Source organism: Novosphingobium sp. BF6, from assembly GCF_058273105.1.
This window is the reverse complement of sequence record NZ_CM177776.1, coordinates 1,713,710-1,739,104: the sequence shown is the minus strand read 5'-3', so window position 1 is coordinate 1,739,104 and position 25,395 is coordinate 1,713,710. Positions and strand designations below refer to the sequence as shown.

The following is a 25,395-nucleotide window of genomic DNA, read 5'->3' as shown; positions in this document are numbered from 1 at the left end:
GCTAAATCGATGTCGTACGACGTGGTTGTCGTAGGCTGCGGCCCGGTGGGCGCGCTGGCCGCGAACCTTCTCGGCCTGAAAGGGCTCAAGGTCCTGGTTCTCGAACGGGAACTGGAACACTATCCGCTGCCGCGCGCGGTCCATCTCGATCACGAGATGATGCGCCTGTTCCAGTCCGCCGGGGTGATCGACCGGGTCGAGGGCGACATGATCGCCACCGACGGCCACCTGCATGTCGGCGCCGACCATGGCGTGATCCGCTACATGGGCACCGTGGGCAAGCCGCGCTCGTTCGGATGGGCCAACGATTACTTCTTCTACCAGCCTGAGCTGGAAGCGCACTTGCGCGAAGGGTTGGCGGACAAGGGCAACGTCGAACTCGTGCTGGGCGCCACGTTCCTAGGCCTCATGCAGGACGATGATGGCGTGACGGTCGACTACAGCGAGGACGGAGAAGTCCGCACCGTGCAGGCCCGCTGGGTGATCGCCTGCGACGGCGCCCGCAGTGCCGTGCGCAAGGCGCTGGGCGTCGTGCTGGACGATCTCGATTTCGAGGAGCCCTGGCTCGTCGTCGATGCCGAAGTGGAAGGGCCGGTCGCGTTTCCGCCGCTCTCCGGTGTGCCGGAGGGGGCCGATCTCCAGCGTCTCTCGGTGATGATGTGCGATCCCTCGCGCCCCGCCACCGTGGTCCCCGGCCGCCGCGACCACCGCCGCTGGGAGTTCATGCTGCTCCCCGGCGAGGACGACACCGCGATGATGGCGCCGGAAAAGGTCGCCGAACTGGTCGGCGCGTGGATGGCCGATGTGCCGCACCGGATCGTCCGCGCCGCGACGTATCGCTTCCACGGCCTCGTCGCGCATCGGTGGCAGGTCGGCAACGTCTTCCTGGCCGGAGACGCCGCGCACCAGACGCCGCCGTTCTTCGGGCAGGGCATGTGCCATGGCCTGCGCGATGTCGCCAATCTGGCGTGGAAGATGGACGCGGTGGCCAATCACGGCGCCGAGCCATCCGTGCTGGGCAGCTACCAGCGCGAGCGCGATCCGCATGTCCGCGCGGTGATCGGCGCGGCTGTTGCGGCCGGTCGCTACATCTGCGAACTCGATCCTGTCGAGGCCGCCGCCCGCGATGCCCGCATCCGCGAGGAAGCGCGCCGGAAGTCCGGCGAGACCGCGCATGACTTGATCCCCGCCATTGCCGAGGGCGTGGTGCTCGCGCAGACCTCCGGCGCAGGCGCGCGCTTCGTGCAGCCGGTGCTTGCCGATGGCCGCAAGCTCGATGACCTGACCGGCGGCGACTGGCGCCTCTTCGTCCGCGACGATGCCGTGCCGGGCCGGACCGAGGGCGTCACCCGCGTCTCGGCAGGTACCCTGCCGGACAATGGCGCGGTCACTGCATGGCTCGACGAACACGGCGTGGATGCCGTGCTGATCCGCCCCGATCACTACGTCTTCGGCACCGCCAGCCACAGCGCCGAAGACCTCCTCGCCGCCCGTGCGGCGCAGCTTTTCAGCCATCAGGAGCTTGCCGCATGACCCTCACGCTTGCCGCAGCACAGGCCATTGTCACCGGCACCCTTGCCGAAGCGCGGTCTCGCAATGCCAAGTCATTGGCGGTGATCGTGCTCGACGCGGGCGCACACCCGGTCGCCTTCGCCCGCGAGGAGGGGGCGAGCCTTTACCGCTTTGACATCGCCAAGGCCAAGGCCGAGGGCGCTGTCGGCATGGACGCGGACACCGCCGTCCTTGCCGAGCGCGCCAAGGGCAATCCGACCTTCTTTCAAAGCGTCACCGCTGTCGTCGGCGGCCGCATCGCGTTCTCACCGGGTGGGGTAGTGATCCGCGATGCTGCCGGTACCCTGATCGGCGCCGTGGGCGTCAGCGGTGACACCGGCGAGTGCGATGCTGGCTGCGCTCGCGCCGGCATCCGCTCGGCGGGACTTCTTCAGGAGCAAGAGGCATGAAACTGCGCAGCATCGAACTGGCGCTGCCCGATCCGGCCGCCGCCGCCACGTTCATGACCGAGATCTGGGGCATGACCGCTGTCGAGACGAAAGGCGAGACACAGTATCTGCGCGGCTCCGGTCCGTTCCCCTACCTCGTCGCGTTCGAGCAGTCGGAAGACGAATTCGTCCGCTCGACCACCTTCGTCTGCACGGCCGGGGAACTGGAAGCGCTGAAGGCGCGCATCGCCGCCTCGGGCTGGACCGCCAGCCCGACCCAGACCCACGACCTTGGCGGCGGGCACGGCCTGCTGGTCGAACTGCCCGAAGGCACGATCCTGCGCTTTCTGGTGGACGCAACCGAAGTCGAACCCATCACCGGGCGCGACCTGCCGGTGAAGCTCACCCACGTCGTCTTCAACGCCGCCGATGCCGAAGCCTGTGGCCACGCGGTCGAGGACATTCTCGGCTTCTGCGTGTCCGACCGCACCAAGGGCATGGTCTTCGTGCGCTGCAACGACAGTCACCACTCCACCGCCTTCGCCCGCGCCGGTTTTGCCTCGCTCAACCATGTCGCCTTCGAGATGGAGGACATCGATGCGGTGATGCGCGGCATCGGCCGCCTGCGCGATCACGCCATGGTTCCCGCATGGGGCCCCGGCCGCCATGGCCCCGGCGCCAATGTCTACGCCTATTTCATCGCCCCGTTCGGCCCGGTGATCGAGTTCTCGACCGCGGTCGAAAAGGTGCCGGAGGACTACCAGGCCGGTGCCCCGGAAGACTGGACCTGGCCGCCGAACCGCATCGACCAGTGGGGCATGTCCGACAAGGATTTCGATGGCCTGCGCCGTGCCGAGGAACGCTTCCGCTTCCGCCGCGACTGGGAAGCCGCGCCGCTCTGACCATTTGACCGCCGCCGCAGCCATCGCGGGGCAGGGGAGACTACGCATGAACCGTTACATCAGCTTCGAACGTCCCGATGGCACCAAGAGCTTCGGCCGCCTCGAAGGGGAAAAGGTGATCGATCTGGGCGCATCCGGCGGCGACGCATTGCTGAAGGAGGTGCTGGCCGGTGACCTCGCCGCACTGCCCACCATCGGCGAGTTCGCCCGCGATGCCGTCACGCTGCTGCCGGTGGTTCCGAACCCCGAAAAGATCCTCTGCGTCGGCCTCAACTACGCCACCCACGTCGCCGAGACCGGCCGCGAGCAGAAGGAACACCCGGCGATCTTCACCCGCTGGGCCGATAGCCTGATCGCCGATGGCGATGCCATGGTCCGCCCGCCCGAAAGCGAGCGCTTCGACTACGAGGGCGAACTCGCCGTCATCATCGGCAAGGGCGGCCGCCGCATCGCGCCGGAGAACGCCTGGGACCACGTCGCCGGTTTCGCGCCGTTCAACGATGGTTCGATCCGCGACTGGCAGCGCCACAATATCCAGTTCACCCCCGGCAAGACCTGGCCCGGCACCGGTGGATTCGGCCCGTCGATGGTGGTCGCTTCGGAGGTCGCAGACCTTGCCTCGCAACGCGTGCAGACCCGCGTCAACGGTGAACTCGTACAGGACCAGCCGGTGTCGGACATGATCTGGGATATCCCCACCATCATCGCCTATTGCTCCACTTTCACCGATCTGAAGCCCGGCGACGTGATCGCCAGCGGCACGCCCGGCGGCGTCGGCGACAAACGCAAGCCGCCGCTCTATCTCAAGGCCGGAGATACGGTGGAAGTCTCCGTGGGCGTGATCGGCACCCTTTCCAACCCCGTCATCGACGAGACCTGACGGGTCGCAATAGCCAGCCATAAAAATCGGTAATAACAATCCGTTTGGGGAGAGACCAACATGAACACTTTCAGCAAGTTCGCCCTGCTTTCAGGAATCGCCCTAGGCGCCTTCAGCACGCCGGCCATGGCGCAGGAGGCCCCGCAGGTCCCCGAAACTCCGGCCATCTTGGGCACCGACATCATCGTCACCGCCTCGCGCCGGGCCGAGCGCCTTCAGGACGTGCCGATCGCCGTGTCCGCCATCACCGGCGACCAGCTTACCGAGAGCGGCTTCCAGAAGCTGACCGATATCCAGTACCAGTTCTCGGGCGTGCAGTTCGGGTCATCGCCCAACGATTCCGGCTTCCGCCTGCGCGGCGTCGGCTCGGCGGGCGGTTTCTCCAGCTCGTCGGAACAGAACGTCGGCACGGTGGTCGACAACGTCGTCATTCCCTTCGGCAACCCGATCAACAGCCTTGGCGACCTGGAGCGCGTCGAAGTGCTTAAGGGGCCGCAGGGCACCCAGTTCGGCAAGAACGCCTCGTCCGGCGTCATCAACATCACGACCAAGAAGCCCGATCCCTCGCACTTCTTCGGTAAGGCCTTCCTGAGCTATGCCCAGCTGAACGAAGTCAACGCCAATGCCAGCGTCAACGTGCCGGTCTCGCAGAACTCGGCGCTTGCCGTGTTCGGATTCTACCGCCGCAACGACGGCTTCCTCAAGAACGTCTATCGGGACGAGACCTGGGGCGGCGAGGAAAGCTACGGCGGCCGCGCCAAGTTCCTCTACGAGCCCACGGACGATCTCTCGATCTACATCATCGGCGACTATTCGAAGATCAGCCGCAAGGGACCCGGCCAGCTCTGGACGCTCAACCGTCTGCCCAGTTTCGCCAATCCGCTGATGGCCGCACGCTTCGGCAATCTCTCATCGCTGGGCGTGACGGCGGGCTTCGACAACACCAAGTCGGTCGAGGACTACGGCGGTTATTCGTCGGAGCAGAACTACGGCGCCTCGATGGAAATCAACTACGCGCTGGGCGACTATAACCTGACCTCGATCACCGCCTACCGTCGTCTCGACGAAGGCCCGCAGGTCTTCGCCATCGACGGCTCCAGCGTCCCGGTCTTCACCGCGCAGCAGACCGGCACCGACCAGTCGTTCCTCTCGCAGGAACTGCGGATCAGCTCGCCCAGCGGCAGCCAGCTGGAATTCACCTCGGGCGTCTATGCCTCGCGGCGCAAGGTGGGTGACGACAACGACTTCAACCGCGCCCAGCTGCGTCCCGCCAATCCGTTCCAGAGCTTCATCGTCAACATCTCCGGCGGGCAGGGCAATACCCAGACGCGCTCGGACTCTCTGGCCGCCTTCTTCGACGGCAAGTTCCATGTCTCCGACCAGTTCAGCCTGATCGGCGGCCTGCGCTATCAGTACGACTGGGTGAAGGCCTCGTACTTCTCGATTGCCGACCCGAACTTCCCCTCTGCCGCACCGGCGGCGGACGGCTCGGGCTTCGTCACGCCCTATACGCCGACGCCGCTCCAGACCGGCAGCACGAAGAAGGGTTCGTGGTCGGGCCGCGGCGGCGCGGAGTTCAAGATCACGCCCGACGTCATGCTGTTCGGCACCATCGCGCGTGGCTACCTCGGCCCGACGGTGACGTTCACCGGCCTCACCGGCACACGCACCAACGTGAAGCCGCAGACCGTCCGCGACATCACCGTGGGCATCAAGTCGCAGCTCTTCGACAAGGCCGTGACCTTCAACGCCAACCTGTTCTACGACAAGTACAAGAACCTCCAGACCTCGGTGTTCAACGGCGTGGAATTCGTGACCGAGAACGCTGGTGGCTTCACCGCCAAGGGCTTTGAGATCGATGCGTCCTGGCGCGTCACACCGGTGCTCTCGTTCAGCGGCGGGTTCACCTATTCGGACACCAAGTTCACCGACTATGTGACCGCCTGCCCCGAGGACGTGAAGGCCGGATACTCCTGCTATCTGGCGGCGGACGGCGTCACCAGCCTGGTCCAGGCGCGGGGTGAACCGCTCTCCGGCGCGCCCAAGTACAGCGCCACGCTGGGCGCCGACGTGAAGTTGCCGATCAACGACAACCTCCAGTTCGATACTTCGGCCAATATCTACTACCGCAGCCGCGTGCAGTACGCGGTGGCCAATGCCTATGCCTATCAGGACGGCTACGGCACGATCGGGCTTTCCGCCGGGATCGGCCATCCGGACGGCAACTGGCGGATCGGCGCCTTCGTGCGCAACCTGCTCGACCAGCGCTTCCATGCCTCGGTCATCCACCTGCCGTTCGCGGACTCGGGCGCTTACGTGAACTGGCTGACGCGTGAGGGCCGCCGCACCATCGGTATCCAGGCCGAAACGAAGTTCTGAGCCTATCCGGCCGGGGCCGAAACGAGGTCCCGGCCGGATTTCCGAACGGCCCGTCAGAGGCGGCCCAAAGCAAGGGGTGAAGATGCAGGTGAAACGCGTAATGATGGCGCTGGCGCTTTCGGTGGCAGCGATGTCCTCCGGCTCTGCACTGGCGGCCACAAGCTGTCCGGCGCTGCGCTGGACGACGCTGGGGACCGCAGGCGGCCCGGTGCCCACCGCCGAGCGTTCGGAACCGGCCAACCTCCTTACCATCGGCGAGCGGCGGATACTCGTCGATACTGGCGACGGCACGGTGGACCAGTTGGCGCGGATCGGTCTCGATCTCGGCGCGGTCGACACGGTGTTCATCAGCCACAATCATCTCGATCACACCGGGGGCCTCGCTGCCGTGATCGGCTTGCGCTGGATGAACCAGTTTCCCGGAGTGCTGACCGTCTATGGTCCGGTCGGCACGCGCGTGGTCGTCGAAGGCATCGTCGCCTCGCTGGCGACGCCGGGCAGTATCGGCTTCGGTCTCGGCACGCCGCCGCCACGCCCGGCGGACTCGGTGCGGGTGATCGAACTGGCGGATGGGCAGTCGCTCGACCTCGGGCAGGGGGCGAGCGTGAAGGCCGCCGCCAACAGCCATTTCGATCATGACGGCAAGCCCGATCCGAGCAATGTCTCGCTGAGTTATCGCTTTGCCCTCGGCAACCGCAGCGTGACCTATACTGGCGACACCGGGCCGAGCGCCGCCGTCGCCACGCTCGCCAAAGGCAGCGACATGTTCGTTACCGAGATCATCGCGCTCGACGCTTTGCTGGGCGAAATTCGCATGCGCCGCAAGGACGCCTCACCCGAGATGCTGGTCGGGATGGAGCGCCATCTTTCGACCCATCACCTGAAGCCCGAAGCGATCGGCGAGATCGCCGCGCAGGCCGGTGTGGGCCGGGTGGTGCTGACTCACTTCGCCGTCCCGCCGGGGCCTTTGCCGCTATACGAGCCCGCCATCCGTTCCGGGATTGCGGAGCAGTATGCCGGACCAGTCGATTTCGCGCGCGATCTTCAGAGCTTCGACCTCGGGTGCCGCCCATGAACATCGCCGCCCGGCTGCGACGCGAGCAGATCACCAGCGGCGCGATCAACCTCGTCCTGAGCGCGGCGTTCTTCTTCGGCGTCTTCGGTTTCGCCAATCGCCGGCTTCACTTTGCCGCGCCTGACAATTTCGCGCTGGATTTCCTGCCGCAGGCCGCCGCCATCGCGCTGATGTCGTCGCTGGTGCCGCTGCTGGTGGTCTCGGCGAGCCTGCGCAAGGAAGGCGCGCGAACCGGCGGCGCTCCCTTCATCGTCCGGACCATTCTGGCCGTCGTGCTGGCCGGGCTGGCGAGTGCGGCAGCATTGGCGGCGATCTGTCTGTTCGGACCGTGGCGCGAGATCGGCTGGACTTTCGGGCTGATCGTGAAGCTGGTCTATGGAACCGGGCTGGGCGTGGCCGGAACGACTTTCGCGCTCACCCGGCTGTTCGCGTATAGAGGGAGGGAAACGGCATGACCGCTGGTGAAACCGCAGGTGTCATCGCCGCGATGGGCACGCGGCTGGGTCCCGATGTCGTCGGCGCCTGCCGCAGCCTGTTCGACGCCGAGCAGCAGGTGCTGGCCGCCGAAGTTCCGCCGGTCGCGATAGACTGCGCTTACGGCCCCGACCCCCGCAACCGCCTCGATCTCTACGGTGAGGGGGAGGGGCGCCCGGTCGTGCTCTTCGTCCACGGCGGCGGCTTTCTCGTCGGCGACAAGGGCGGGCATAGCGAGAATGGGGGGAGCGGCTGGGCCAATGCCCATGTCGGGCGCTGGGCGGCTGCGAATGGGCTGATCGGCGCGGTGATGAACTACCGCCTCGCGCCCGCGCACATGTGGCCGTCCGGTGCGGAGGACGTGGGCCTCGCGGTCGACTGGCTGCGGGTGAACGTGGCGTCGCACGGCGGCGATCCGGAGCGGATGTTCCTGCTCGGCACTTCGGCGGGCGCTGTCCATATCTCGGCCTTTCTGAAAGCGCGCGAGGATCACGGCAAGCTGGTGCGCGGGGCGGCGCTGCTCTCGGGCCTCTACGGTTTCACGCCGCTGGATGAGCGGGACATGCTCTACTACGGCCCGGAGGATTGCTATGACCTGCGCATGCCGATGGGGGGGGTGATGGCGACGGGCCTGCCGCTCCTGCTCGCCTGCGCCGAGTTCGATCCACCGCGCTTCCAGGCGGAATGGGCGAGCCTGCTGCAAGCCCGCCTCGGCCGACATGGCCACCTGCCGCGCGCGCACTATGCCTCCGGGCACAACCACTATTCCATGGCCATGCATCTCGGCACCGCGGACCGCCGCCTGTCGGATGAACTGCTTTCCTTCTTCGCCGACCATTCCTGAGGGGCACGTCCGATGACCAAGATTGCAAATCTCGACCGCCGAAGCCTGCTCGCGGCAGGGGCACTCGCCGCCGCCGCCGCGCCGGTCATGGCGCGCGCTGCGACGAAACGCCCGAACCCGGCTTTCCCCAAGGGCTTCCTGTGGGGCGCCGCCACTGCGCCGCATCAGATCGAGGGCAACAACACCGCCTCCGACCTCTGGTTCGTGGAAAACCAGAAGCCGACCATCTTCGCCGAGCCTTCGGGGGATGCCGTAGGTAGCCTCGAACTCTGGGCGAGCGATCTCGACATCGTGAAGGCGCTGGGCCTCACCTCCTATCGCTTCGGCGTGGAATGGGCGCGGATCGAGCCGGAGAAGGGCCTGTTCTCGCAGGCCATGCTCGATCATTACAAGCGGATCGTCGAGGGCTGCCACGCGCGTGGACTTGCGCCGCTGGTGACGTTCAACCACTTCACCGCGCCGCTCTGGTTCAGCGCGCAGGGCGGCTGGAGCAACCCGGAATCGGCACAGCTCTTCGCCCGCTACTGCGACAAGGTGGCCCGCGCGATCGGTGCGGACATCGCCATGGCCATGACGCTCAACGAGCCGAATATCCTGCTCATCCTCAAGAACATCCTGCCGCCGCCGGTCTGGGACATGCAGCGCCAGACCCTGGCCGCCGCGACCAAGCGGCTCGGCGTCGAGCGCTTCCTATGTGCCAATGTCGCCGGGCGCGAGGACGTGGATGCCATCGTCGAGGGGCAGAAGGCCGGGCACAAGGCCGCCCGTGCCGCGATCAAGGCGGTGCGTTCAGACCTGCCGGTGGGCTTCACGCTCTCGGTGCTGGACGATCAGGCTTCAGGCAGGAACTCCTTGCGCGACAAGGTTCGCGCCGAACTCTATGGCGACTGGCTGGAGATCGCCAAGGGAGACGATTTCATCGGCGTACAGAACTACGAACGCGCGGTCTGGAACGACAAGGGCCGTCTGCCTGCGCCCGACGGGGCCGACCACAACTGGTCCGGCACCGAAGTCTGGGCGCCGTCGCTGGCAGGCGCGGTGCGCTATGTCCACGCGGCGACAAAGGTGCCGGTGCTGGTCTCCGAACACGGCGTCGGCACCGATGACGACAGCTTGCGCGCACGCTTCATCCCGGCGGCGCTGGAAGGGTTGAAGGAGGCGATCGACGACGGTGTGCCGGTGCTCGGCTACATGCACTGGTCGCTTCTGGACAACTACGAATGGATCTTCGGCTACAAGCCGCGCTTCGGTCTGTGCAGCGTGGACCGCATGACTTTTGCGCGGACGCCCAAGCCGAGCGCTTCGGTGCTGGGCGGGATTGCGCGGCGCAATTCGCTTTAACTCGCAGACAACCGAATTGTCGCTTTCTGGGCGGCGAAGGTTGTCGAACTTCGGAATAATCTGCAGATCGCCGCCAGTTTCGCAGCCTTTCCGGGCTATGTAACTCGTGTTTGCCCTAGTCTTTGTTTGTTCGGCAGGCGGTATTACTGGAGAAAATCGTATGCAACATCGCAATTTTCGTGCGGTCCTCCTGTTGGCTACCGCGCTTTGTACGTCCCCTGCGATGGCTCAGGATGCCGCCTCGTCGCCGTCGATAGCCGACAATTCTGCCGTCCCGCTGGAAGAGCAATTCCGCGATCCGCCCAATTCCGCCCGGCCGCGCGTCTGGTGGCATTGGATGAACGGCAATATCTCGAAAGACGGCATTGCCAAGGACATGGCGTGGATGAAGCGCGTCGGCATCGGCGGCCTCCAGAACTTCGACGCCAATCTCCAGACTCCGCAAGTGGTCGATCACCGCCTCGTCTACATGACGCCCGAGTGGAAGGACGCCTTCCGTTTCGCCGCGCACGAGGCGGATCGGCAGGGGCTCGAACTCGCCATCGCCGCTTCGCCGGGCTGGTCGGAAACCGGCGGGCCCTGGGTGCAGCCGCAGGACGGCCTGAAGAAGCTGGTCTGGTCCGAGACGCCGGTGCCCGCAGGCCAGCGCTTCTCCGGCAGACTGGCCGCGCCGCCGGTGCAGACCGGCCCTTACCAGACCCTCGCGCCTGCACTGTCCATCGAGGAGATGATCTCCGGCCATCCCGCGTCTCCCGGGCCGTCGTACTATGGCGAAGTAGGCGTCTTTGCCTTCCCCGAAGCCATAGCGTCTGTCGCCGCGCTGCCGCGCGCGGTCGACGGGCTTGGCAATGCGCTGCCTGCGGCGACGCTGTTCGACGGTGATCTCGCCAAAGGCGTTACGCTGGCTCGCAAGCAGGGCGATGCCCCCAGTCTGCGGCTCGACTATGCCAAGCCCGCCAGGGTCGGCTCGGCCACGGTCTTCGTACCCGACGTGGTGATCCCCTTTGCCGGAGCCGCTTTCACCGGTGCGCTGGAGTCGAGCGTGGACGGCACGACATGGACGCCGATCACCACGCTGACGCTCGGCACAGTGCCCACCACCGTCAGCTTCCCCGCCGTCACAGCTGCGCATTTCCGGCTGGTGCTCAATCCTCGCAAGCCCGACGGCGGTCTCGGCTCGCCTGCGCCGGGCATTGCCATGGACGGCTTGTTCGACGGCGTCGGCGCGATGTTGGCGAAGAAGCCGCTCATCGTCGGCACCTTCTCGCTCGATACCGGGGCGAAAGTGGACCGATTCGAGACCAAGGCCGGTTTCATGATGAGCCGCGATTACTACGCGCTGGAAGAACCCAAGGATGGCGCCGAGGGCGTCGCGCCGGCCAGCGTCGTCGATCTAACCGAAAAGCTGAAAGCAGACGGCACGCTCGATTGGCAGGCCCCGGCACTGCCCAAGGGGCAGCGCTGGCGGGTGCTGCGCATGGGCTATTCGCTGCTCGGCACCACCAATCACCCCGCACCGCCCGAGGCGACCGGCCTTGAGGTGGACAAGTTCGACGGCGATGCCGTGCGGCGTTATCTCGACCACTACCTGGGCCTATACAAGGACGCCGCCGGGCCGGACATGGTGGGCCAGCGCGGCGTGCGCGCGCTGCTGACCGACTCGATCGAGGTGGGCGAGGCAAACTGGACGCCGAAGATGCTGGAGCAGTTCCAGCGCCTGCGCGGCTATGATGCGCGGCCTTGGCTGCCGACGCTGGCCGGTGTGCTGGTCGGCACCCGCGCCGAGGCGGACGAGTTCCTCTACGACTACCGCCGCACTTTGGCCGACCTGCTGGCCAGCGAGCACTACGGCACCGTCGCCAAGGTCGCGCATGAAAACGGTCTCAAGGTCTATGGCGAGGCGCTGGAAGACAAGCGCCCGATGCTGGGCGACGACATGACCATGCGCAGCCATACGGACATTCCGATGGCCGCGATGTGGACTTTCCGCGAGGAAGGCCCGCGCCAGACCCTGATCGCCGACATGAAGGGCGCGGCCTCGGTTGCGCACCTCTACGGGCAGAACCTCGTGGCGGCGGAATCAATGACCGCTTCGATGTCGCCCTGGGCTTTCGCGCCCAAGGACCTGAAGCGCTTCATCGACATGGAGTTCGTGAACGGCGTCAACCGCCCGGTAGTCCATACCTCGGTCCATGTGCCGGTTGACGACAAGAAGCCGGGCCTCTCGCTGTTCATCTTCGGCCAGTATTTCAATCGGATGGAAAGCTGGGGCGAGATGGCGAAACCCTGGGTGGATTATATCTCCCGTTCCTCGCTGCTGCTTCAGGCAGGGCGGAACGTGGCCGATGTGGCTTACTTCTACGGCGAGGAAGCGCCGCTGACCGGGCTCTACGGCGACAAGCCAGTGGCCGACGCGCCGGTTTCCCATGCCTATGACTTCCTCAGCTACGATGCGCTGACCGGCTTGCTGTCGAACGACGGCAACGAAGTCGTTGCACCCAGCGGCGCGCGCTATCGGACGATCTACCTCGGCGGTTCCTCGCAGCGCATGACGCTGGGGGCGCTGAAGAAACTCGCCGCGCTGGTAGAGGGCGGCGCGACGGTGATCGGCGATGCGCCTGTCTCGACGCCCAGCATGATGGGGGCGCAGGACGCGGAGTGGTCGGCGCTGGTGACGAAGCTCTGGCCGGGCAGTGGGGATGCGACTGTCGGCAAGGGCCGCGTAATCGCCGGCAAGGACGTGGAAGGCGCGCTCAAGACCCTGTCGGTAGCACCGGACTTCGCCTTCACCGGCGCGGAAGCGGGTACGAAAATACCCTTCGTCCACCGCCGCGACGGGCAGGGTGAAATCTACTACCTCTCCAACCCGCAAGGCGCACAGACCATTGAGGCGCACTTCCGCGTGACCGGCAAGGCGCCCGAACTCTGGCACGCCGAAACCGGAACCAGCGAGCCGGTCAGCTATCGCATCGAGAACGGCGAGACGGTCGTGCCGCTGTCGCTGATCGAGGGCGATGCCGTCTTCGTGGTGTTCCGCAAGGTCGCCAAGTCGCAGAGCCTGACGCTGCCCGTGAAACCGGTGCAGACGCTGGCCTCGCTCGATGACGGCTGGACGGTGCGCTTCCAGGCCGACCGTGGCGCTCCCGCCTCGATCGAGATGGCGAAGCTGGCCCCGCTCGAACAGAATGCCGAAGCGGGCGTGAAGTACTTCTCCGGCGAGGCGACTTATTCACGTCGCTTCACCCTGCCCAAGGGCGCCAAGGCCGGACAACCGCTCTGGCTCGATCTCGGGCAAGTGGGCGATCTGGCGGAAGTCACGGTGAACGGCAAGCCGGTCGGCGCGGTCTGGCATGCACCTTACCGGATCGACGTGGGCAAGGCGGTGAAAGGCGGCACGAACACCATCGAAGTGAAGGTGGCCAACCTTTGGGTCAATCGTCTGGTCGGGGACGCTCAGCCGGGTGCGAAGCCCATTACCTGGACGGCTATGTCGACGTATCGCGCCGATGCTCCGCTTCGGCCTTCGGGGCTGATCGGACCGGTTACTTTAGGGAAATAAGATGTCTCAAGCCCCCGGATTGCGTGCGGTGACGATCCATGCTGCGCCATCGATCATCACCGAGGTCTCTCCGGGGCGCTGCGCGAAAGCCTCGCGCACGGCTGAAGCGGCGCGCGCGCGCAGGTCCTGTGGTTGGTTGGCCAGTGCGCGGGACAGCGGGCCGACTGCAAAGGCCATGCCCACGGCATCGTCGAGTGCGGCATCGCGGTTCTCGCCGCGGCCGAAGGGAATGTCATGATCGAAGGGGAGGATCGCCACATCGGCAAAGCCAGCCTGGCCGAGGATGCTTTCTATGCGGTCCCGATCACCGAAGGAGAACGGCCCGGGGGCTTCGGGATCGGGTGGCGGAGGGGTTGGAATCAGGTCTTCGATCGCGCCCATCGGCAGGAGCACCCAGTCGTTCTCCGCCGCCCGGCGCCAGCAGACGAAGGCGAGACGCCCTCCCGGTTTCAGCGCGCGGCGCATATGCGCGAAGGCGCGGGCGGGGTCGTCGAAGAACATCACGCCGAAGCGGGAGAACAGCAGGTCGAAGGCGGCCTGCGGCAGCGGCGCTTCGCCCGCGTCGGCCCGCTCGAAGGAGACGGAGATATGGGCGGGAGCGATCCGGCGCGCCTGGTCCAGCAAGGCCTGCGAGATGTCGACACCAAGTACCTGTCCGTCCGGGCCGACCTTGCGGGCCAGCACGAAGCTGGTCGCGCCCGCACCGCAGCCTATGTCGAGCACATGCTCGCCTGCTGTCGGAGCGGCGGCGACTAGCGCTTCGGTGCCGAAGACTTCCAGCATCGCATCGAGCCGCATTTGGTTCGAGACCCAGTTGTCTCCGGTGGAACCGTCCCAGTCGGAAACCTTGTGAATTCGGGATTCCACCGTGTCTGCCTGCCTCATTGCCAAACCTTATTTGCGAATCATTCGCAAATCTTAGGGGCTTGATGCGGCGAAGCAATCCCTTGCGGAAGACGCGGCGGAGAGCGACCCATTCAGCCGGTGGCGGCGGAGGCTGCCGTCTCCTTGTTCTCGCCAGCCAGCACGATCCGGTTGCGGCCATCATCCTTGGCGCGCAGCAAGGCCGCGTCCGCCGTGGCGATCAGGGTATGCGCAGGGCCGTGGTCCGGATACGTGGCGACGCCGATCGAGACCGAGATCGGGCCGAGCGGCACGCCGTCGTGCACCAGCGTCATGGCCAGTATGCGGTCCTGGATCAGGTGGGCGCGGTCGAGCGCCCGGTCGCTGTCGCAGGTGGGCAGGAGCAGCAGGAATTCCTCGCCGCCGTAGCGGAAAGCGATGCCGTCCTCGCGCACCGCATTGTCGATAGCACCGGCGACCGAACGGATCGTCATATCCCCGGCGTCATGGCCGTGGCGGTCGTTGAGCTGCTTGAAGTGGTCGATATCCACCATGAGGCAGCTTAGCGGCGTCTTCGAGGCATCGGCCTGGGCGACGTTGCGCCGCAGGGTGTCGGCCAGTTCGTGCCGGTTGCGCAGGCCCGTCAGCGCATCGAACAGCGCCTTTTCATGGAGCGCATCGCGCAGTTTGAGATTGGCGAGCGCCAGTCCCACCGTTTCCGACATCAGCTCGATATAGACCTGGGTGTTCCCGTTCGGCCCCCGCCGATCCGCCGTGTTTCGGCCCACCATGTTTTCCAGAACCAGCAGGCCGATCGTCTCGCCCTGCGCGGTAAGCGGCACGCAGACGGTAGCGTCGGCGGTCTCGGGCGGGACATGCTTGCAAGGCACGTCCACGAGATCGCCGCCGGGCATGTGCGACTGCCCGCGCCGCAGCGCCCAGCAATCGTCGGGGGTGAAGGCCGCATCGCTGCCATGGGGCGACAGCCATTCGGAAGCGCAGGCCATCATCCCCAGCCGGGTGTCGAGCGTGTAGAGGCGCCCGGCAAGCTCCGGCGCGATCCTGGGCGCGAACAGGCGCACGACCTCGAACAGGTCCGCCACCGATTCGCAGCCCTGCAAGCGCTGGGTCATGCGCGACAGCAGGTCGCGGACGTGCCAGTCGGCATCGCGCTCTCGCTCCAGCCGCTGGCGTTCGATGCCGTTCTCCCGGAAGACGCGGATCGCGTGGGCCATGTCGCCGATCTCGTCGATCTGGGAAAGCTGTGGCGGCTCCACCGCATAGTCCTGGTCGGCCAGCCGGTTCACCACGTCGCTCAGCTTGACCACCGGCTTCAGGATCCGGCGCTTGAGCACGAAGCCCAGCACGAACAGGAACAGCACGGCGGTGATCGCCACCATGACTTCCGAGACCGTGCGCAGCCGCTGCGAGGCACGGCTGGCTTCCTCGATCGCGCGGTCGGAGCGGTTGTCGAGCATGTAGCGGAAACGGCCGAGCAGGAAGTGCACGCGTTCCAGTTCGCGCTCGTACTCGGCACCGAAAACGATCTTGTGGGCGGTGATCTCATCCCCCGACTTGATCGCGGCAATTGCTGCCTTCTGTTCGTCCTGGAGGGTGGCCGCCCAGCGCAGCCCTTCTTCGAGCGAGCGCAGTTCCTCCTCTTTGGCGCCGTTGTCCTTGAGCTTGGCGAGGCGCTGTTCGACCGGGCCGATAGCGGCAAGTGTGCGGTTATAGGCGATCTCATGGCTGGGGTCGCCGGTTACGGCCGCGAGCCGGGCCTGATCGGTAAGCTGGGCTTCGTCTGCTTCGATCTCGAAGGCGAGCTGGTCGAACAGGTCGCGCTGGCGGACCGCCTCGCGCTCCACCCGGTCGGCATTGGAGGCCATGACCATGGTCACGCCGGCGGCGATGGTCAGGCAGACCGTTGCCCCGTAAGCCCAATTGGTGATCGTCGCGATGCGCATGCCGTTTCCTGCTCCCCTGCCTGGCGGACAGGTTCATCCCGTTCCATGCTCCTGCCTCAGAAAACTTGCCAGCGGGTAAACCACCGCATTGGATATGGTTTTGGCGGCGGGTGATCGGCATGGAGGGCCGCCGCCATAACAATAGGGCATGGGAGACTGCATCGATGTCGCTTCAATCGCGCCTCTCCCGGAGCGATATTGCAAGGATCACAACTCCGGGAAGATCGCCATGTCCAGGGCCGACACCAACGCCATCGCCACCGTCTCGCTGCGCGGCACGCTCGAAGAAAAGCTCAAGGCCGCGGCCGACGTGGGCTTCGACAGTGTCGAGATTTTCGAGAATGACCTGATCGGCTCGGCCCTGCGCCCGCGTGACGTGCGCGCGATGATGGACGACCTTGGCATCCATTGCTCGCTCTACCAGCCGTTCCGCGATTTCGAAGGCATGCCCGGCGAGATGCGCGTCCGCGCAATGGACCGCGCCGAGCGCAAGTTCGACCTCATGGGCGAACTCGGCACCGACCGCATTCTGGTCTGCTCCAACTGCTCGCCCCATTCGCTCGGCGAGCGCCAGCGCATTGTCGATGATTTCCGCGAACTGGGTGAGCGCGCCGCGCCGCGCGGTATCCTCGTCGGCTACGAGGCGCTGGCCTGGGGCCGTCACGTCAACGACCACCGCGATGTCTGGTCGATCGTCGAGCAGGTCGATCATCCCGCCATCGGCATCATCCTCGACAGCTTCCACTCGCTTTCGCGCCGCATCCCCAGCGAGAGCATCCGCGATATTCCCGGCGACAAGATCGTCTACGTCCAGTTGGCCGACGCGCCGCTGCTCGACATGGACCTGCTCTACTGGAGCCGCCACTTCCGCAACCTGCCAGGGCAGGGCGGCCTCGACCTGCCGGGCTATGTCGCCGAGATCCTGCGTACCGGTTATGATGGCCCGCTTTCGCTGGAGATCTTCAACGACCGCTTCCGCTCGATCTCCTCGCGCCTTGTCGCGCAGGACGGGCACCGCTCGCTCGAATATGTCCGCGATGCCGCCCGGCGCCTGCTGGACCAGCCGACCACGATGCCCGCGCCGCAGCCGCCGCTCGGGGCCGAATTCGTCGAGTTCACCGCCACCGGCGAGGATGTGGCGCGGCTCGGCCAGACGTTCCACACCCTCGGTTTCGCACATGCCGGCACTCACCGGACCAAGAAGGTGACGCGCTGGCGGCAGGGCAACGTCAACCTTGTCATCAATGCCGAGCCCAAGGGCTTCGCAAAGTCCTACCGCATCGTCCACGGCACCTCGATCTGCGCGATCGGCGTGCGGGTGAAGGACGCTACCGCCGTCATGGAGCGCGCCGCCGCGCTCGGCATCCGCGCCTATAGCCCCGAAGGCCGCCCCGGCCGCATGGCCATGCCCGCACTGCGCGGCGTCGGCGGCAGCCTCGTCTATCTCGTCGAGGACGACGGCGCCGAAGCGCTCTGGGCGCGTGAGTTCGAGGCGGTGCCGGTCGAGGATCTCACCAACGATGCCGGCGCGCGCGCGATCGACCATCTCGCTGCCGTGGTCCACAACGACGAGTTCCTGTCCTGGCAGCTCTACTGGCGCGCGCTTTTCGGCCTCGAAGGGCGCGACGCCAACGACGTGATCGACCCCTCGGGCCTCGTTCATAGCCAGGCGCTGCAATCGCCGGATGGCAAGTTCCGCCTCACCCTCAATGCCTCGGACGCGCGCGAGACGCTCTCCTCGCGCTTCCTGGCGCAGGGCATGGGAGGCGGCTTCCAGCACGTTGCGCTGGCCAGCGACAACCTGCTCGCCACTGCCTCGGTCGTCCGCACGCGCGGCGCGGCGATGCTCGACATCCCGGCGAACTACTACGACGATCTCGTCGCGCGCTTCGGCTTCGACGGCAAGGTTGCCGCGCGGCTGGAAGAAGCCGGGGCGCTCTACGACGAGGATGGCGCGGGCAACGCCTATCGCCAGCTTTACAGCCGGGCGTTCGACAAGCTGTTCTTCTTCGAATTCGTCGAGCGGGGCGGGACATATGCGGGCTACGGCGCGCCGAACGCCGGGATCAGGCTGGCGGCGCAGAACCGGTTTCGGGAAGTGGAAGACGTGGTCGAGTAAGGAAGAGGGAAGACGTGGTCGAGTAAGGAAGAGGGAAGATCCGGGGGATGATCCCCCGGATCCTCGGAATGTCGACCTTGCGCGCGGCCTGTCCGTTGCGCGCTCCTTGTGCGGCAGCCAATGAACATCCCGACGTTGCCATGGGGCACGACGCGGTTCGCTTCCGTGACCTGGGTCAGTAATCGCCAGAGCCTGTCGATGCCTTCGTGGGGCGTCGCCGGGGTATCTTGGCCATCATCGCTATCCTGCGGTGGAGAAGATTCTGGCCCGTTTCGCCGCAATGGCGACGGTTTCGCCGACGGCCGGCGGGGTATCGTGGGAGTCGACGTCGATCTCGACGATCGTTCCCGCTTCGTGGAGGCGGCCTTCCACGCGCCAGGAGCCGCCCTTGCGAAACACGTTGTCGACGATCAGCCTGTCATTGCCCTCGGCGACGATCTCGATGTCGTGCGGGCGGATGTGGCGACCGTCGGGCAGGCGGTTGGTCTCGCCCACGAAGTGGGAGACGAAGGGCGTGGCCGGTTCCATGTAGACCTGCTCGGGCGTGCCGATCTGGTCGATGCGGCCGTGGTCCATCACCACCACCCGGTCGGCGAGTTCGAGCGCCTCTTCCTGATCATGGGTGACGAAGATCGAGGTGAGGCCCATCTGCTTGTGCAGGTCGCGCAGCCAGCGGCGCAGGTCCTTGCGGACTTTGGCGTCGAGCGCGCCGAAGGGTTCGTCGAGCAGGAGCAGGCTGGGTTCAATGGCCAGCGCGCGGGCGAGCGCGACGCGCTGGCGCTGGCCGCCCGAGAGCTGGCCGGGGTAGCGATCTCCAAGGCCTTCGAGCTGGACCACCCTCAGCAGTTCCTGCGCGCGTGCCTTGATCTCGGCCTTGGGCGGACGGTTGCGGGCCTTGCGCACGGTGAGGCCGAAGGCGATGTTGTCGGCCACGGTCATGTGGCGGAACAGCGCATATTGCTGGAACACGAAGCCGACGTTGCGCTTGCCGACCGGGATGTCCGATACGTCGTCGCCGTTGAAGTAGACGTGGCCCTCGTCCTGGAATTCGAGGCCCGCGATGATGCGCAGCAGCGTCGTCTTGCCCGAGCCGGACGGGCCGAGCAGGGCGATGAACTCGCCGGGCTGGATTTCCAGGTCGATGCCGTGGAGCGCCGGGTAGTTGCCGAAGCGTTTCGTGATATTTTCTACGCGGATCAATGTCTTGCTCCCGAGTGAAGGTCGAAGCGCCATTCGAGCACGGTCTTGAGGACAAGCGTGACGAGGGCGAGGGCGGCCAGCAGCGAGGCCACCGCGAAAGCGCCGACGAAGTCGTATTCGTTGTAGAGGATCTCGACATGCAGCGGCATCGTGTTGGTCTCGCCGCGAATGTGGCCGGAGACGACCGAGACCGCGCCGAACTCGCCCATGGCGCGCGCATTGCAGAGCAGCACGCCGTAGAGCAGCCCCCAGCGGATGTTCGGCAGGGTGACGTGCCAGAAGGTCTGCCAGCCGCTGGCGCCCAGCGATACCGCGGCTTCCTCGTCGTCCTTGCCCTGCTCCATCATCAGCGGGATCAGTTCGCGCGCGACGAAGGGGAAAGTGATGAAGACGGTGGCGAGGATGATGCCCGGCACCGCGAAGATGATCTTGACGCCATACGCGGAAAGCCACGGTCCGAGCAGGCCCTGCGCGCCGAACAGCAGCACGAAGATCAGGCCGGAGACCACGGGCGAGACCGAGAACGGCAGGTCGATCAGCGTCAGCAGCAGGTTCTTGCCGGGGAAGCTGAACTTGGTGATCGCCCAGCTCGCGGCGAGGCCGAAGACCATGTTGAGCGGCACGCTAATCGCGGCGATGATGAGCGTCAGGCGGATCGCCGAGAAGGCATCCGGATTGGCAACGGCGTCGAGGAAGGGGCCGATGCCCTGCTTCAGGGCCTCGCTGAACACCGCGATCAGCGGCAGCATCAGGAAGAACGCCAGAAAGGCGAGCGCGAGGGTGATGAGCAGGACCTGCGCGGTCCGGCTTTCCGTACCCGGTGTGACTTTGCGGGTTTTCCGGGTCATGCGCCGAGCCTCCTGCGACGGATGGACTGGACGGCGTTGAGCGTGAACAGCACCGCGAAGGACACCAGCATCATGACCATCGCGATCGCGGTGGCGCCGTCGTAGTTATATTGTTCGAGCTGGGTGACGATCAGCAGCGGTGCGATCTCGGTGCGGCCGGGCATGTTGCCCGAGATGAAGATCACCGAACCGTATTCTCCCACGCCGCGTGCGAATGCCAGCGCGAAGCCGGTGAACAACGCGGGCAGGATCGCCGGGAAGATCACCCGCGCGAATGTCTGCGCGCGGCCCGCGCCGAGTGTCGCGGCGGCTTCTTCCACGTCCTTGCCGAGATCGGCAAGCACCGGCTCCACCGAGCGCACCACGAAAGGCAGGCCGATGAAGACGAGCGCCACGGCGATGCCGATCGGGGTGAAGGCCACCTTGATGCCCAGCGGGTCGAGATATTGCCCCACCCAGCCGCTGGGCGCATAGAGCGCGGTCAGCGCAATGCCGGCAACGGCGGTGGGCAGCGCGAAGGGAAGGTCCACCAGCGCCGAGATCACCCGCTTGCCGGGAAAGGCATAGCGCACCAGCACCCAGGCGACGAGCAGGCCGAACACCGCATTCACGAAAGCGGCGGCCAGCGCCGTGCCGAAGCTCAGGCGATAGGCGGTGAGGGCGCGCTCCGAAAAGCCGACCTCGACGAAGGCCTGCCAGCCCATTCCCGCCGACTTGATGAACAGCATGGAGAGCGGGATCAGCACGATCAGGGAAAGCCAGGCCAGGCTGAACCCGAAGGTCAGCCCGAAGCCCGGCAGCACGGAGGGCGCACGCCATGTGGTCTTGCGCGTCGTCATGGATGGCATCTGCAGTGGCCTGCTCGATCTTGGCGCGAAGCGCGGTTTACTTCTTGGTGTAGATGCGGTCGAACACGCCGCCGTCGTCGAAGTAGGTCTTCTGCGCCTTGGTCCAGCCGCCGAAATCCTTGTCGATGGTGGTGAGGTTCAGCTTGGGGAACTGATTGGCGAACTGCTCGGCGATCTTGGGATCGCTCGGGCGATAGAAGTTGCGGGCGATCGCGACCTGGGCCTCGGGGGTATAGAGATATTCGAGATAGGCCTTGGAGACCGCCTCGGTGCCGTGCTTCTTGGCATTGGCGGCAACCACGGCCACCGGCGGTTCGGCGAGGATCGAGATCGAGGGCACAACGATCTCGAACTTGCCTGCCCCCAGCTTCTTCTCGGCCAGCAGTGCCTCGTTTTCCCAGGCGAGCAGGACGTCACCGATGCCGCGTTCCACGAAAGTCGTGGTCGCGCCGCGCGCGCCGCTGTCGAGCACGGGAACCTGGCCGAAGAGGCGCTTCACGTAAGCCTCGGCGGCCGCGTCCGATCCGCCCGCCTTGCGGCCATAGGCCCAGGCGGCGAGGAAGTTCCAGCGCGCGCCGCCGCTGGTCTTGGGGTTCGGGGTGATGACCTGTACGCCCGGCTTCACCAGGTCGTTCCAGTCATGGATGCCCTTGGGATTGCCCTTGCGAACGAGGAACACGATCGTCGAGGTATAGGGCGAGCTGTTGTCGGGCAGGGCCTTTTGCCAGTCGGCGGGGAGCAGCTTCGCTTTGCTGGCGATCACGTCGATATCGTAGGCCAGCGCCAGCGTGGCGACATCGGCTTCGAGACCGTCGATAATGGCGCGGCTCTGCTTGCCCGATCCGCCGTGGCTCATGCGGAAAGTCACGTCCTGCCCGGACTTCTTCTTCCAATAGGCGGCGAAGGCCGGGTTCACGGCCTGATAGAGCTCGCGCGTCGGATCGTAGGAGACATTGGTGATCTCGACCGAATTGCCCGACTTCCCGCCCGAGCATCCCGCAAGCGAGACCGCCAGCGCGCTTGCGGCGGCCATCGATAGGAACAGGCGGCGATTGAGGATTCCGGCATTCATCGTGTCATGTCTCCCGTGGATGGCTAGTGCCTAAACTCAATCGATTTTGTTGACATTAAATATGTAATTGCAAGGCGGCAAGCATACCTTTTGGCGAAAGGCCGATACCCCGGTTCGTCTTACCTTTGGGGCGCGTTGCGGGCGGTGATCCGGGGTGATTCCGATATTCGCGGCTGCATTTTCAAAAGGATAATGGTCCATCCGCCGAGGCAGTTCCATCCTCCAAAGGGGGCAGCAATCTATTGTCACGCAAAGAATCGTCGCGTTCAAGCGCGATGCGATCCGACGGAATCGGGTTCGAAGCGTATGGTGATCGGCGGTTCACTTTCAACTCTGGGTTGAAAGATATTCGCCTCGATGACAGATTATCGAACGGTGGAGAGGGCTGCATAGAACCGCCTGATTTTCAGTCTATTTTGCTCCGGAGCTCTCCATGAAGAAGACCGTCTCGATCGCTGCCATTGCCCTTGCCGCCGCCACGCTGGTCGGCGTTCCCACGCTCCTCGTCGCGCAGGCTTCGGTCGCGCCCGAAGCTGTCCAGGCCGGGACGTACAAAGTCGAGAGCAACCACACGCTTGCGCAGTTCGGCGTCAACCATTTCGGTTTCAACGATTTCTTCGGCACGATCCCCGGCGCAACCGGCTCGCTGGTGCTGAACCCGAAGGCTCTGGACAAGTCCAGCCTCGACGTTTCGCTGCCCGTTTCGCGCATTTCCACTACCAATGCGACGCTCGACAGCGAACTGGTCAGCGCCGACTGGTTCGACGCCGCGACCTATCCGACGATCCGTTTCGTCTCGCAGAAGGTGGAGCAGACCGGCCCGCGCACCGCGCGCATTTCCGGCACGGTGACGATGCACGGCGTCAGCAAGCCGATGGTGCTGGACGCGACCTTCGGCGGCGCGGGCGTAAACCCGATGGACAAGGCCTATACGGTGGGCTTCAGCGCCACCGGTTCGCTCAAGCGCTCGGAATTCGGCGTTTCCAAGTACGTCCCGGCAGTCAGCGATGAAGTGCAGATCCGCATCACCGCCGCGTTCGAAAAGGTGAACTGAGGGTTGTAGAACCTGCCAAGGGAGACCTTTCGAAGGTCTCCCTTGGCAGGTTGGGCCGATGCCGTCACATGCGGCCGGTGCGGCAGCTTTCATAGAGGAACCAGGCGCGGCGTTCGCTCTCGTCGATCCAGACCTCGATAAGGCTGGCCGTGGCGATATCGCCGTACTCGTCGCAAAGCGCATGGACGGCGCGCATTTCCGCCACGAGTTGCTTGTTGTCACCATGCAGTTCCGCAAGCATGCCCTGCGGATCGACATAGTCTGCATTGTTGTCGAGCAGGCGCTGATGGCTGGAAATGTCCGAGATCGAGCGGATCGTGGTGCCGCCCAGCTTGCGGGCGCGCTCGGCGATGGGATCGGTCATCGCGAAGATCTGGTCGCCCTGCTCGTCGAGCAGCAAGTGATAATCGCGGAAATTCGGGCCGCTCATGTGCCAGTGGAAGTTCTTGGTCTTCAGATAGAGCGCGAAGACGTCGGCGAGCAGGGCCTTGAGGCCGCCGGAAATGTCGCGGGTGGCGTCGGCGCCGAGGTCGGTGGGCGTGCCGAGCTGGCGCTGGGCGGGTGAGATGATGGATTGGTCGGACATCGATTGCTCCGGAAGGATAGCGGCGACCCGATGCCGCCACGCTTCATCAGGTAGTCACGGCGCGGCGTTCGACCCAGCTAGACCAAGGTATGGCGTCCACTGTCCGCTGCGATGAGGCGATCGTGAAGCGCGGCGGGCCTTGGCCGCTGGTGCAGCATGGGCTAGGCGCCTCTCAGGAGAACAGGAATGGCGCTATCCACCCGCGCAACGAAGATGCTCGAAAAAGTCGGCGTGGCTTTCGCCCTTCATGCCTACGACTACGACCCTTCCGCCGAGAGCATCGGACTCGCCGCGGCAGCAGCGATCGGAGCGGATCCGGGTCAGGTGTTCAAGACGCTGATGGTCCTCGCCGACGGCAAGTCCGCCTGCGTCATTGCGCCCAGCAGCGGCGAAGTCTCGATGAAGAAAGCCGCCGCCGCGCTCGGTGCCAAGAGCGCGGCGATGATGAAGCCCGCCGATGCCGAGCGGCTGACCGGCTACAAGATCGGCGGCATCAGTCCCTTCGGCCAGATGCGCCAGGTCCCGGTCGTGATCGACGAGACGGCAATCCTCTGGGATGCGATCTACATCAACGGGGGGCAGCGCGGCTTGCAGGTCAGGTTGACCGGAGAGGATGTCCGGCAGGCCCTGGACGCGAAATTCGCCGATATCTCAAGCTAGCCGCTCGATCGTGAGCTACGACACGACTGCCCGCACTCAGGCTTCGGCGTTGTCGAAGACGTAGCCGAAGGAGCGCACCGTGCGGGGCAGGTGGGGAACCTGCATCGAGCGCAGCTTGCGGCGCAGGCGGCTGACCCAGGAATCCACGGTCCGCTCGTCGCAGACTTCCACGCTCTTGCCGAGCACCCCGATCAGTTCCCCGCGCGTGAACACGCGGTTGGGGTTGCGGGCGAAGTGATTGAGCAGCCGCTGCTCGTTCGATTGCAGCGGCACGACCAGCCCTTTGTAACGCGTCAGGTGCGAGTCTGGCTGGATCGTGAGTTCGCCGATCTGGATCGCCGGAGCTTCCTTTCGTGCGGCGGCGGTCGGCTGGTAGATTCGCAGTCGCTGGACCAGAGCGGTGGGGGTGAGGGGGCCTACCAGATAGTCGTCGGCCCCGGCGTCGAGGGCGCGGGCCTGCGATCTCGGGTCGGCTTCGGGCAGGACCATCGTCACGTGCAGGGGGTGGTCGTTGATGCGATCCTGCAACAGGCCGCAGAGCTGAAGTCCCGACATTTCGGGCAGAATCCAGTCAACGAAGACCCAGGTCGGGGCCTTGGCGGGGCGCATGCACAGATCGGTCGCATTCACCACTTCCACCTTGAAGGAGAGGAAGGAGTCGCGAACGGCGCTGATATGGGCAAGCTCGCCCGACGTCAGCAGGATGTCTCCGGATTTGATCATAGTATCCATCATTTCGGCACGAATGATCAGGTCACATAGTACCGCATTCGCTGCCATGCACATGTCAAATTTGTCATGTTTGCC

21 protein-coding genes are annotated in these 25,395 nt (G+C 65.5%); 13 read left to right on the top strand and 8 right to left on the bottom strand.

Translation table 11 applies throughout. The features are described from left to right. Positions 1 to 9 precede the first annotated feature (9 nt). The 10 genes from AC4D6D_RS22660 to AC4D6D_RS22615 all read left to right on the top strand — a co-directional run bounded on the left by AC4D6D_RS22660 (position 10) and on the right by AC4D6D_RS22615 (position 13,394). A complete protein-coding gene (locus AC4D6D_RS22660; protein WP_491327769.1) occupies positions 10 to 1,533 on the top strand; it encodes a bifunctional 3-(3-hydroxy-phenyl)propionate/3-hydroxycinnamic acid hydroxylase in 1,524 nt (507 codons plus the stop codon). Further along, positions 1,530 to 1,961: a GlcG/HbpS family heme-binding protein gene (locus tag AC4D6D_RS22655; RefSeq protein WP_491327768.1), complete on the top strand. Its 432-nt coding sequence runs from the start codon at positions 1,530 to 1,532 to the stop codon at positions 1,959 to 1,961. The genes AC4D6D_RS22660 and AC4D6D_RS22655 overlap by 4 nt, the downstream gene beginning before the upstream one ends. Continuing rightward, positions 1,958 to 2,842 (top strand): VOC family protein, encoded by an 885-nt coding sequence (locus tag AC4D6D_RS22650; RefSeq protein WP_491327767.1) that lies wholly within the window; start codon positions 1,958 to 1,960, stop codon positions 2,840 to 2,842. The genes AC4D6D_RS22655 and AC4D6D_RS22650 overlap by 4 nt, the downstream gene beginning before the upstream one ends. Before the next feature lie 46 nt (positions 2,843 to 2,888). Then, positions 2,889 to 3,722, top strand: a complete 834-nt coding sequence (locus AC4D6D_RS22645; protein WP_491327766.1) for a fumarylacetoacetate hydrolase family protein — start codon at positions 2,889 to 2,891, stop codon at positions 3,720 to 3,722. Positions 3,723 to 3,782: 60 nt separating this feature from the next. Next, positions 3,783 to 6,101 (top strand): TonB-dependent receptor, encoded by a 2,319-nt coding sequence (locus tag AC4D6D_RS22640; protein ID WP_491327765.1) that lies wholly within the window; start codon positions 3,783 to 3,785, stop codon positions 6,099 to 6,101. Positions 6,102 to 6,189: 88 nt separating this feature from the next. Next, positions 6,190 to 7,176: an MBL fold metallo-hydrolase gene (locus AC4D6D_RS22635; RefSeq protein WP_491327764.1), complete on the top strand. Its 987-nt coding sequence runs from the start codon at positions 6,190 to 6,192 to the stop codon at positions 7,174 to 7,176. Then, the gene (locus tag AC4D6D_RS22630) at positions 7,173 to 7,631 is read left to right on the top strand and encodes a hypothetical protein (RefSeq protein WP_491327763.1); all 459 of its coding nucleotides are present in this window, start codon (positions 7,173 to 7,175) and stop codon (positions 7,629 to 7,631) included. Before AC4D6D_RS22635 ends, AC4D6D_RS22630 begins: the two co-directional genes overlap by 4 nt. Next, positions 7,628 to 8,494, top strand: a complete 867-nt coding sequence (locus AC4D6D_RS22625) for an alpha/beta hydrolase (RefSeq protein WP_491327762.1) — start codon at positions 7,628 to 7,630, stop codon at positions 8,492 to 8,494. The genes AC4D6D_RS22630 and AC4D6D_RS22625 overlap by 4 nt, the downstream gene beginning before the upstream one ends. Before the next feature lie 12 nt (positions 8,495 to 8,506). Next, on the top strand, positions 8,507 to 9,835 hold the full coding sequence (locus AC4D6D_RS22620; protein WP_491327761.1) for a family 1 glycosylhydrolase: 1,329 nt from the start codon (positions 8,507 to 8,509) through the stop codon (positions 9,833 to 9,835). Between the two features lie 223 nt (positions 9,836 to 10,058). Continuing rightward, entirely contained in the window at positions 10,059 to 13,394 is a 3,336-nt protein-coding gene (locus tag AC4D6D_RS22615; RefSeq protein ID WP_491327760.1) for a glycosyl hydrolase, read from the top strand. 6 nt (positions 13,395 to 13,400) lie between these two features. Here the strand turns inward: AC4D6D_RS22615 and AC4D6D_RS22610 are convergent, their stop codons facing one another. Next, positions 13,401 to 14,279, bottom strand: a complete 879-nt coding sequence (locus AC4D6D_RS22610) for a class I SAM-dependent methyltransferase (RefSeq protein WP_491327759.1) — start codon at positions 14,277 to 14,279, stop codon at positions 13,401 to 13,403. A 92-nt stretch (positions 14,280 to 14,371) separates the two neighbouring features. Further along, positions 14,372 to 16,201 (bottom strand): GGDEF domain-containing protein, encoded by a 1,830-nt coding sequence (locus AC4D6D_RS22605; RefSeq protein WP_491327758.1) that lies wholly within the window; start codon positions 16,199 to 16,201, stop codon positions 14,372 to 14,374. Positions 16,202 to 16,430: 229 nt separating this feature from the next. On the opposite strand from AC4D6D_RS22605, the gene AC4D6D_RS22600 reads away from it, so the two are divergent. Continuing rightward, positions 16,431 to 18,320, top strand: coding sequence for a bifunctional sugar phosphate isomerase/epimerase/4-hydroxyphenylpyruvate dioxygenase family protein (locus AC4D6D_RS22600; protein WP_491327757.1), 1,890 nt, complete (start codon positions 16,431 to 16,433; stop codon positions 18,318 to 18,320). 240 nt (positions 18,321 to 18,560) lie between these two features. Here AC4D6D_RS22600 and AC4D6D_RS22595 read toward each other — a convergent pair whose 3' ends face one another. Genes AC4D6D_RS22595 through AC4D6D_RS22580 form a run of 4 tightly spaced genes read right to left on the bottom strand, consistent with a single transcriptional unit; the run spans position 18,561 to position 22,288 of the window. Beyond that, positions 18,561 to 19,520 carry a sulfate/molybdate ABC transporter ATP-binding protein gene (locus tag AC4D6D_RS22595; RefSeq protein ID WP_491327756.1) on the bottom strand — a complete coding sequence of 320 codons (960 nt, stop codon included), beginning with the start codon at positions 19,518 to 19,520 and terminating at the stop codon, positions 18,561 to 18,563. Then, the gene (cysW, locus tag AC4D6D_RS22590) at positions 19,517 to 20,368 is read right to left on the bottom strand and encodes a sulfate ABC transporter permease subunit CysW (RefSeq protein ID WP_491327755.1); all 852 of its coding nucleotides are present in this window, start codon (positions 20,366 to 20,368) and stop codon (positions 19,517 to 19,519) included. The genes AC4D6D_RS22595 and cysW overlap by 4 nt, the downstream gene beginning before the upstream one ends. Further along, a complete protein-coding gene (gene cysT / locus AC4D6D_RS22585; protein WP_491327754.1) occupies positions 20,365 to 21,207 on the bottom strand; it encodes a sulfate ABC transporter permease subunit CysT in 843 nt (280 codons plus the stop codon). The genes cysW and cysT overlap by 4 nt, the downstream gene beginning before the upstream one ends. Positions 21,208 to 21,253: 46 nt before the next feature. Further along, positions 21,254 to 22,288, bottom strand: a complete 1,035-nt coding sequence (locus tag AC4D6D_RS22580) for a sulfate ABC transporter substrate-binding protein (protein WP_491327753.1) — start codon at positions 22,286 to 22,288, stop codon at positions 21,254 to 21,256. A gap of 433 nt (positions 22,289 to 22,721) precedes the next feature. Between AC4D6D_RS22580 and AC4D6D_RS22575 the strand changes: the two genes are divergently transcribed. Then, the gene (locus tag AC4D6D_RS22575) at positions 22,722 to 23,342 is read left to right on the top strand and encodes a YceI family protein (protein WP_491327752.1); all 621 of its coding nucleotides are present in this window, start codon (positions 22,722 to 22,724) and stop codon (positions 23,340 to 23,342) included. A 64-nt stretch (positions 23,343 to 23,406) separates the two neighbouring features. Here the strand turns inward: AC4D6D_RS22575 and AC4D6D_RS22570 are convergent, their stop codons facing one another. Next, positions 23,407 to 23,928: a Dps family protein gene (locus AC4D6D_RS22570; RefSeq protein ID WP_147216973.1), complete on the bottom strand. Its 522-nt coding sequence runs from the start codon at positions 23,926 to 23,928 to the stop codon at positions 23,407 to 23,409. Between the two features lie 186 nt (positions 23,929 to 24,114). Here AC4D6D_RS22570 and ybaK point away from each other — a divergent pair, with 186 nt between their 5' ends. Beyond that, on the top strand, positions 24,115 to 24,588 hold the full coding sequence (gene ybaK, locus AC4D6D_RS22565; RefSeq protein WP_491327751.1) for a Cys-tRNA(Pro) deacylase: 474 nt from the start codon (positions 24,115 to 24,117) through the stop codon (positions 24,586 to 24,588). Between the two features lie 36 nt (positions 24,589 to 24,624). Here the strand turns inward: ybaK and AC4D6D_RS22560 are convergent, their stop codons facing one another. Beyond that, complete coding sequence (locus tag AC4D6D_RS22560) at positions 24,625 to 25,323, bottom strand: response regulator transcription factor (protein WP_491327750.1); 699 nt, start codon at positions 25,321 to 25,323, stop codon at positions 24,625 to 24,627. Positions 25,324 to 25,395 lie beyond the last annotated feature (72 nt).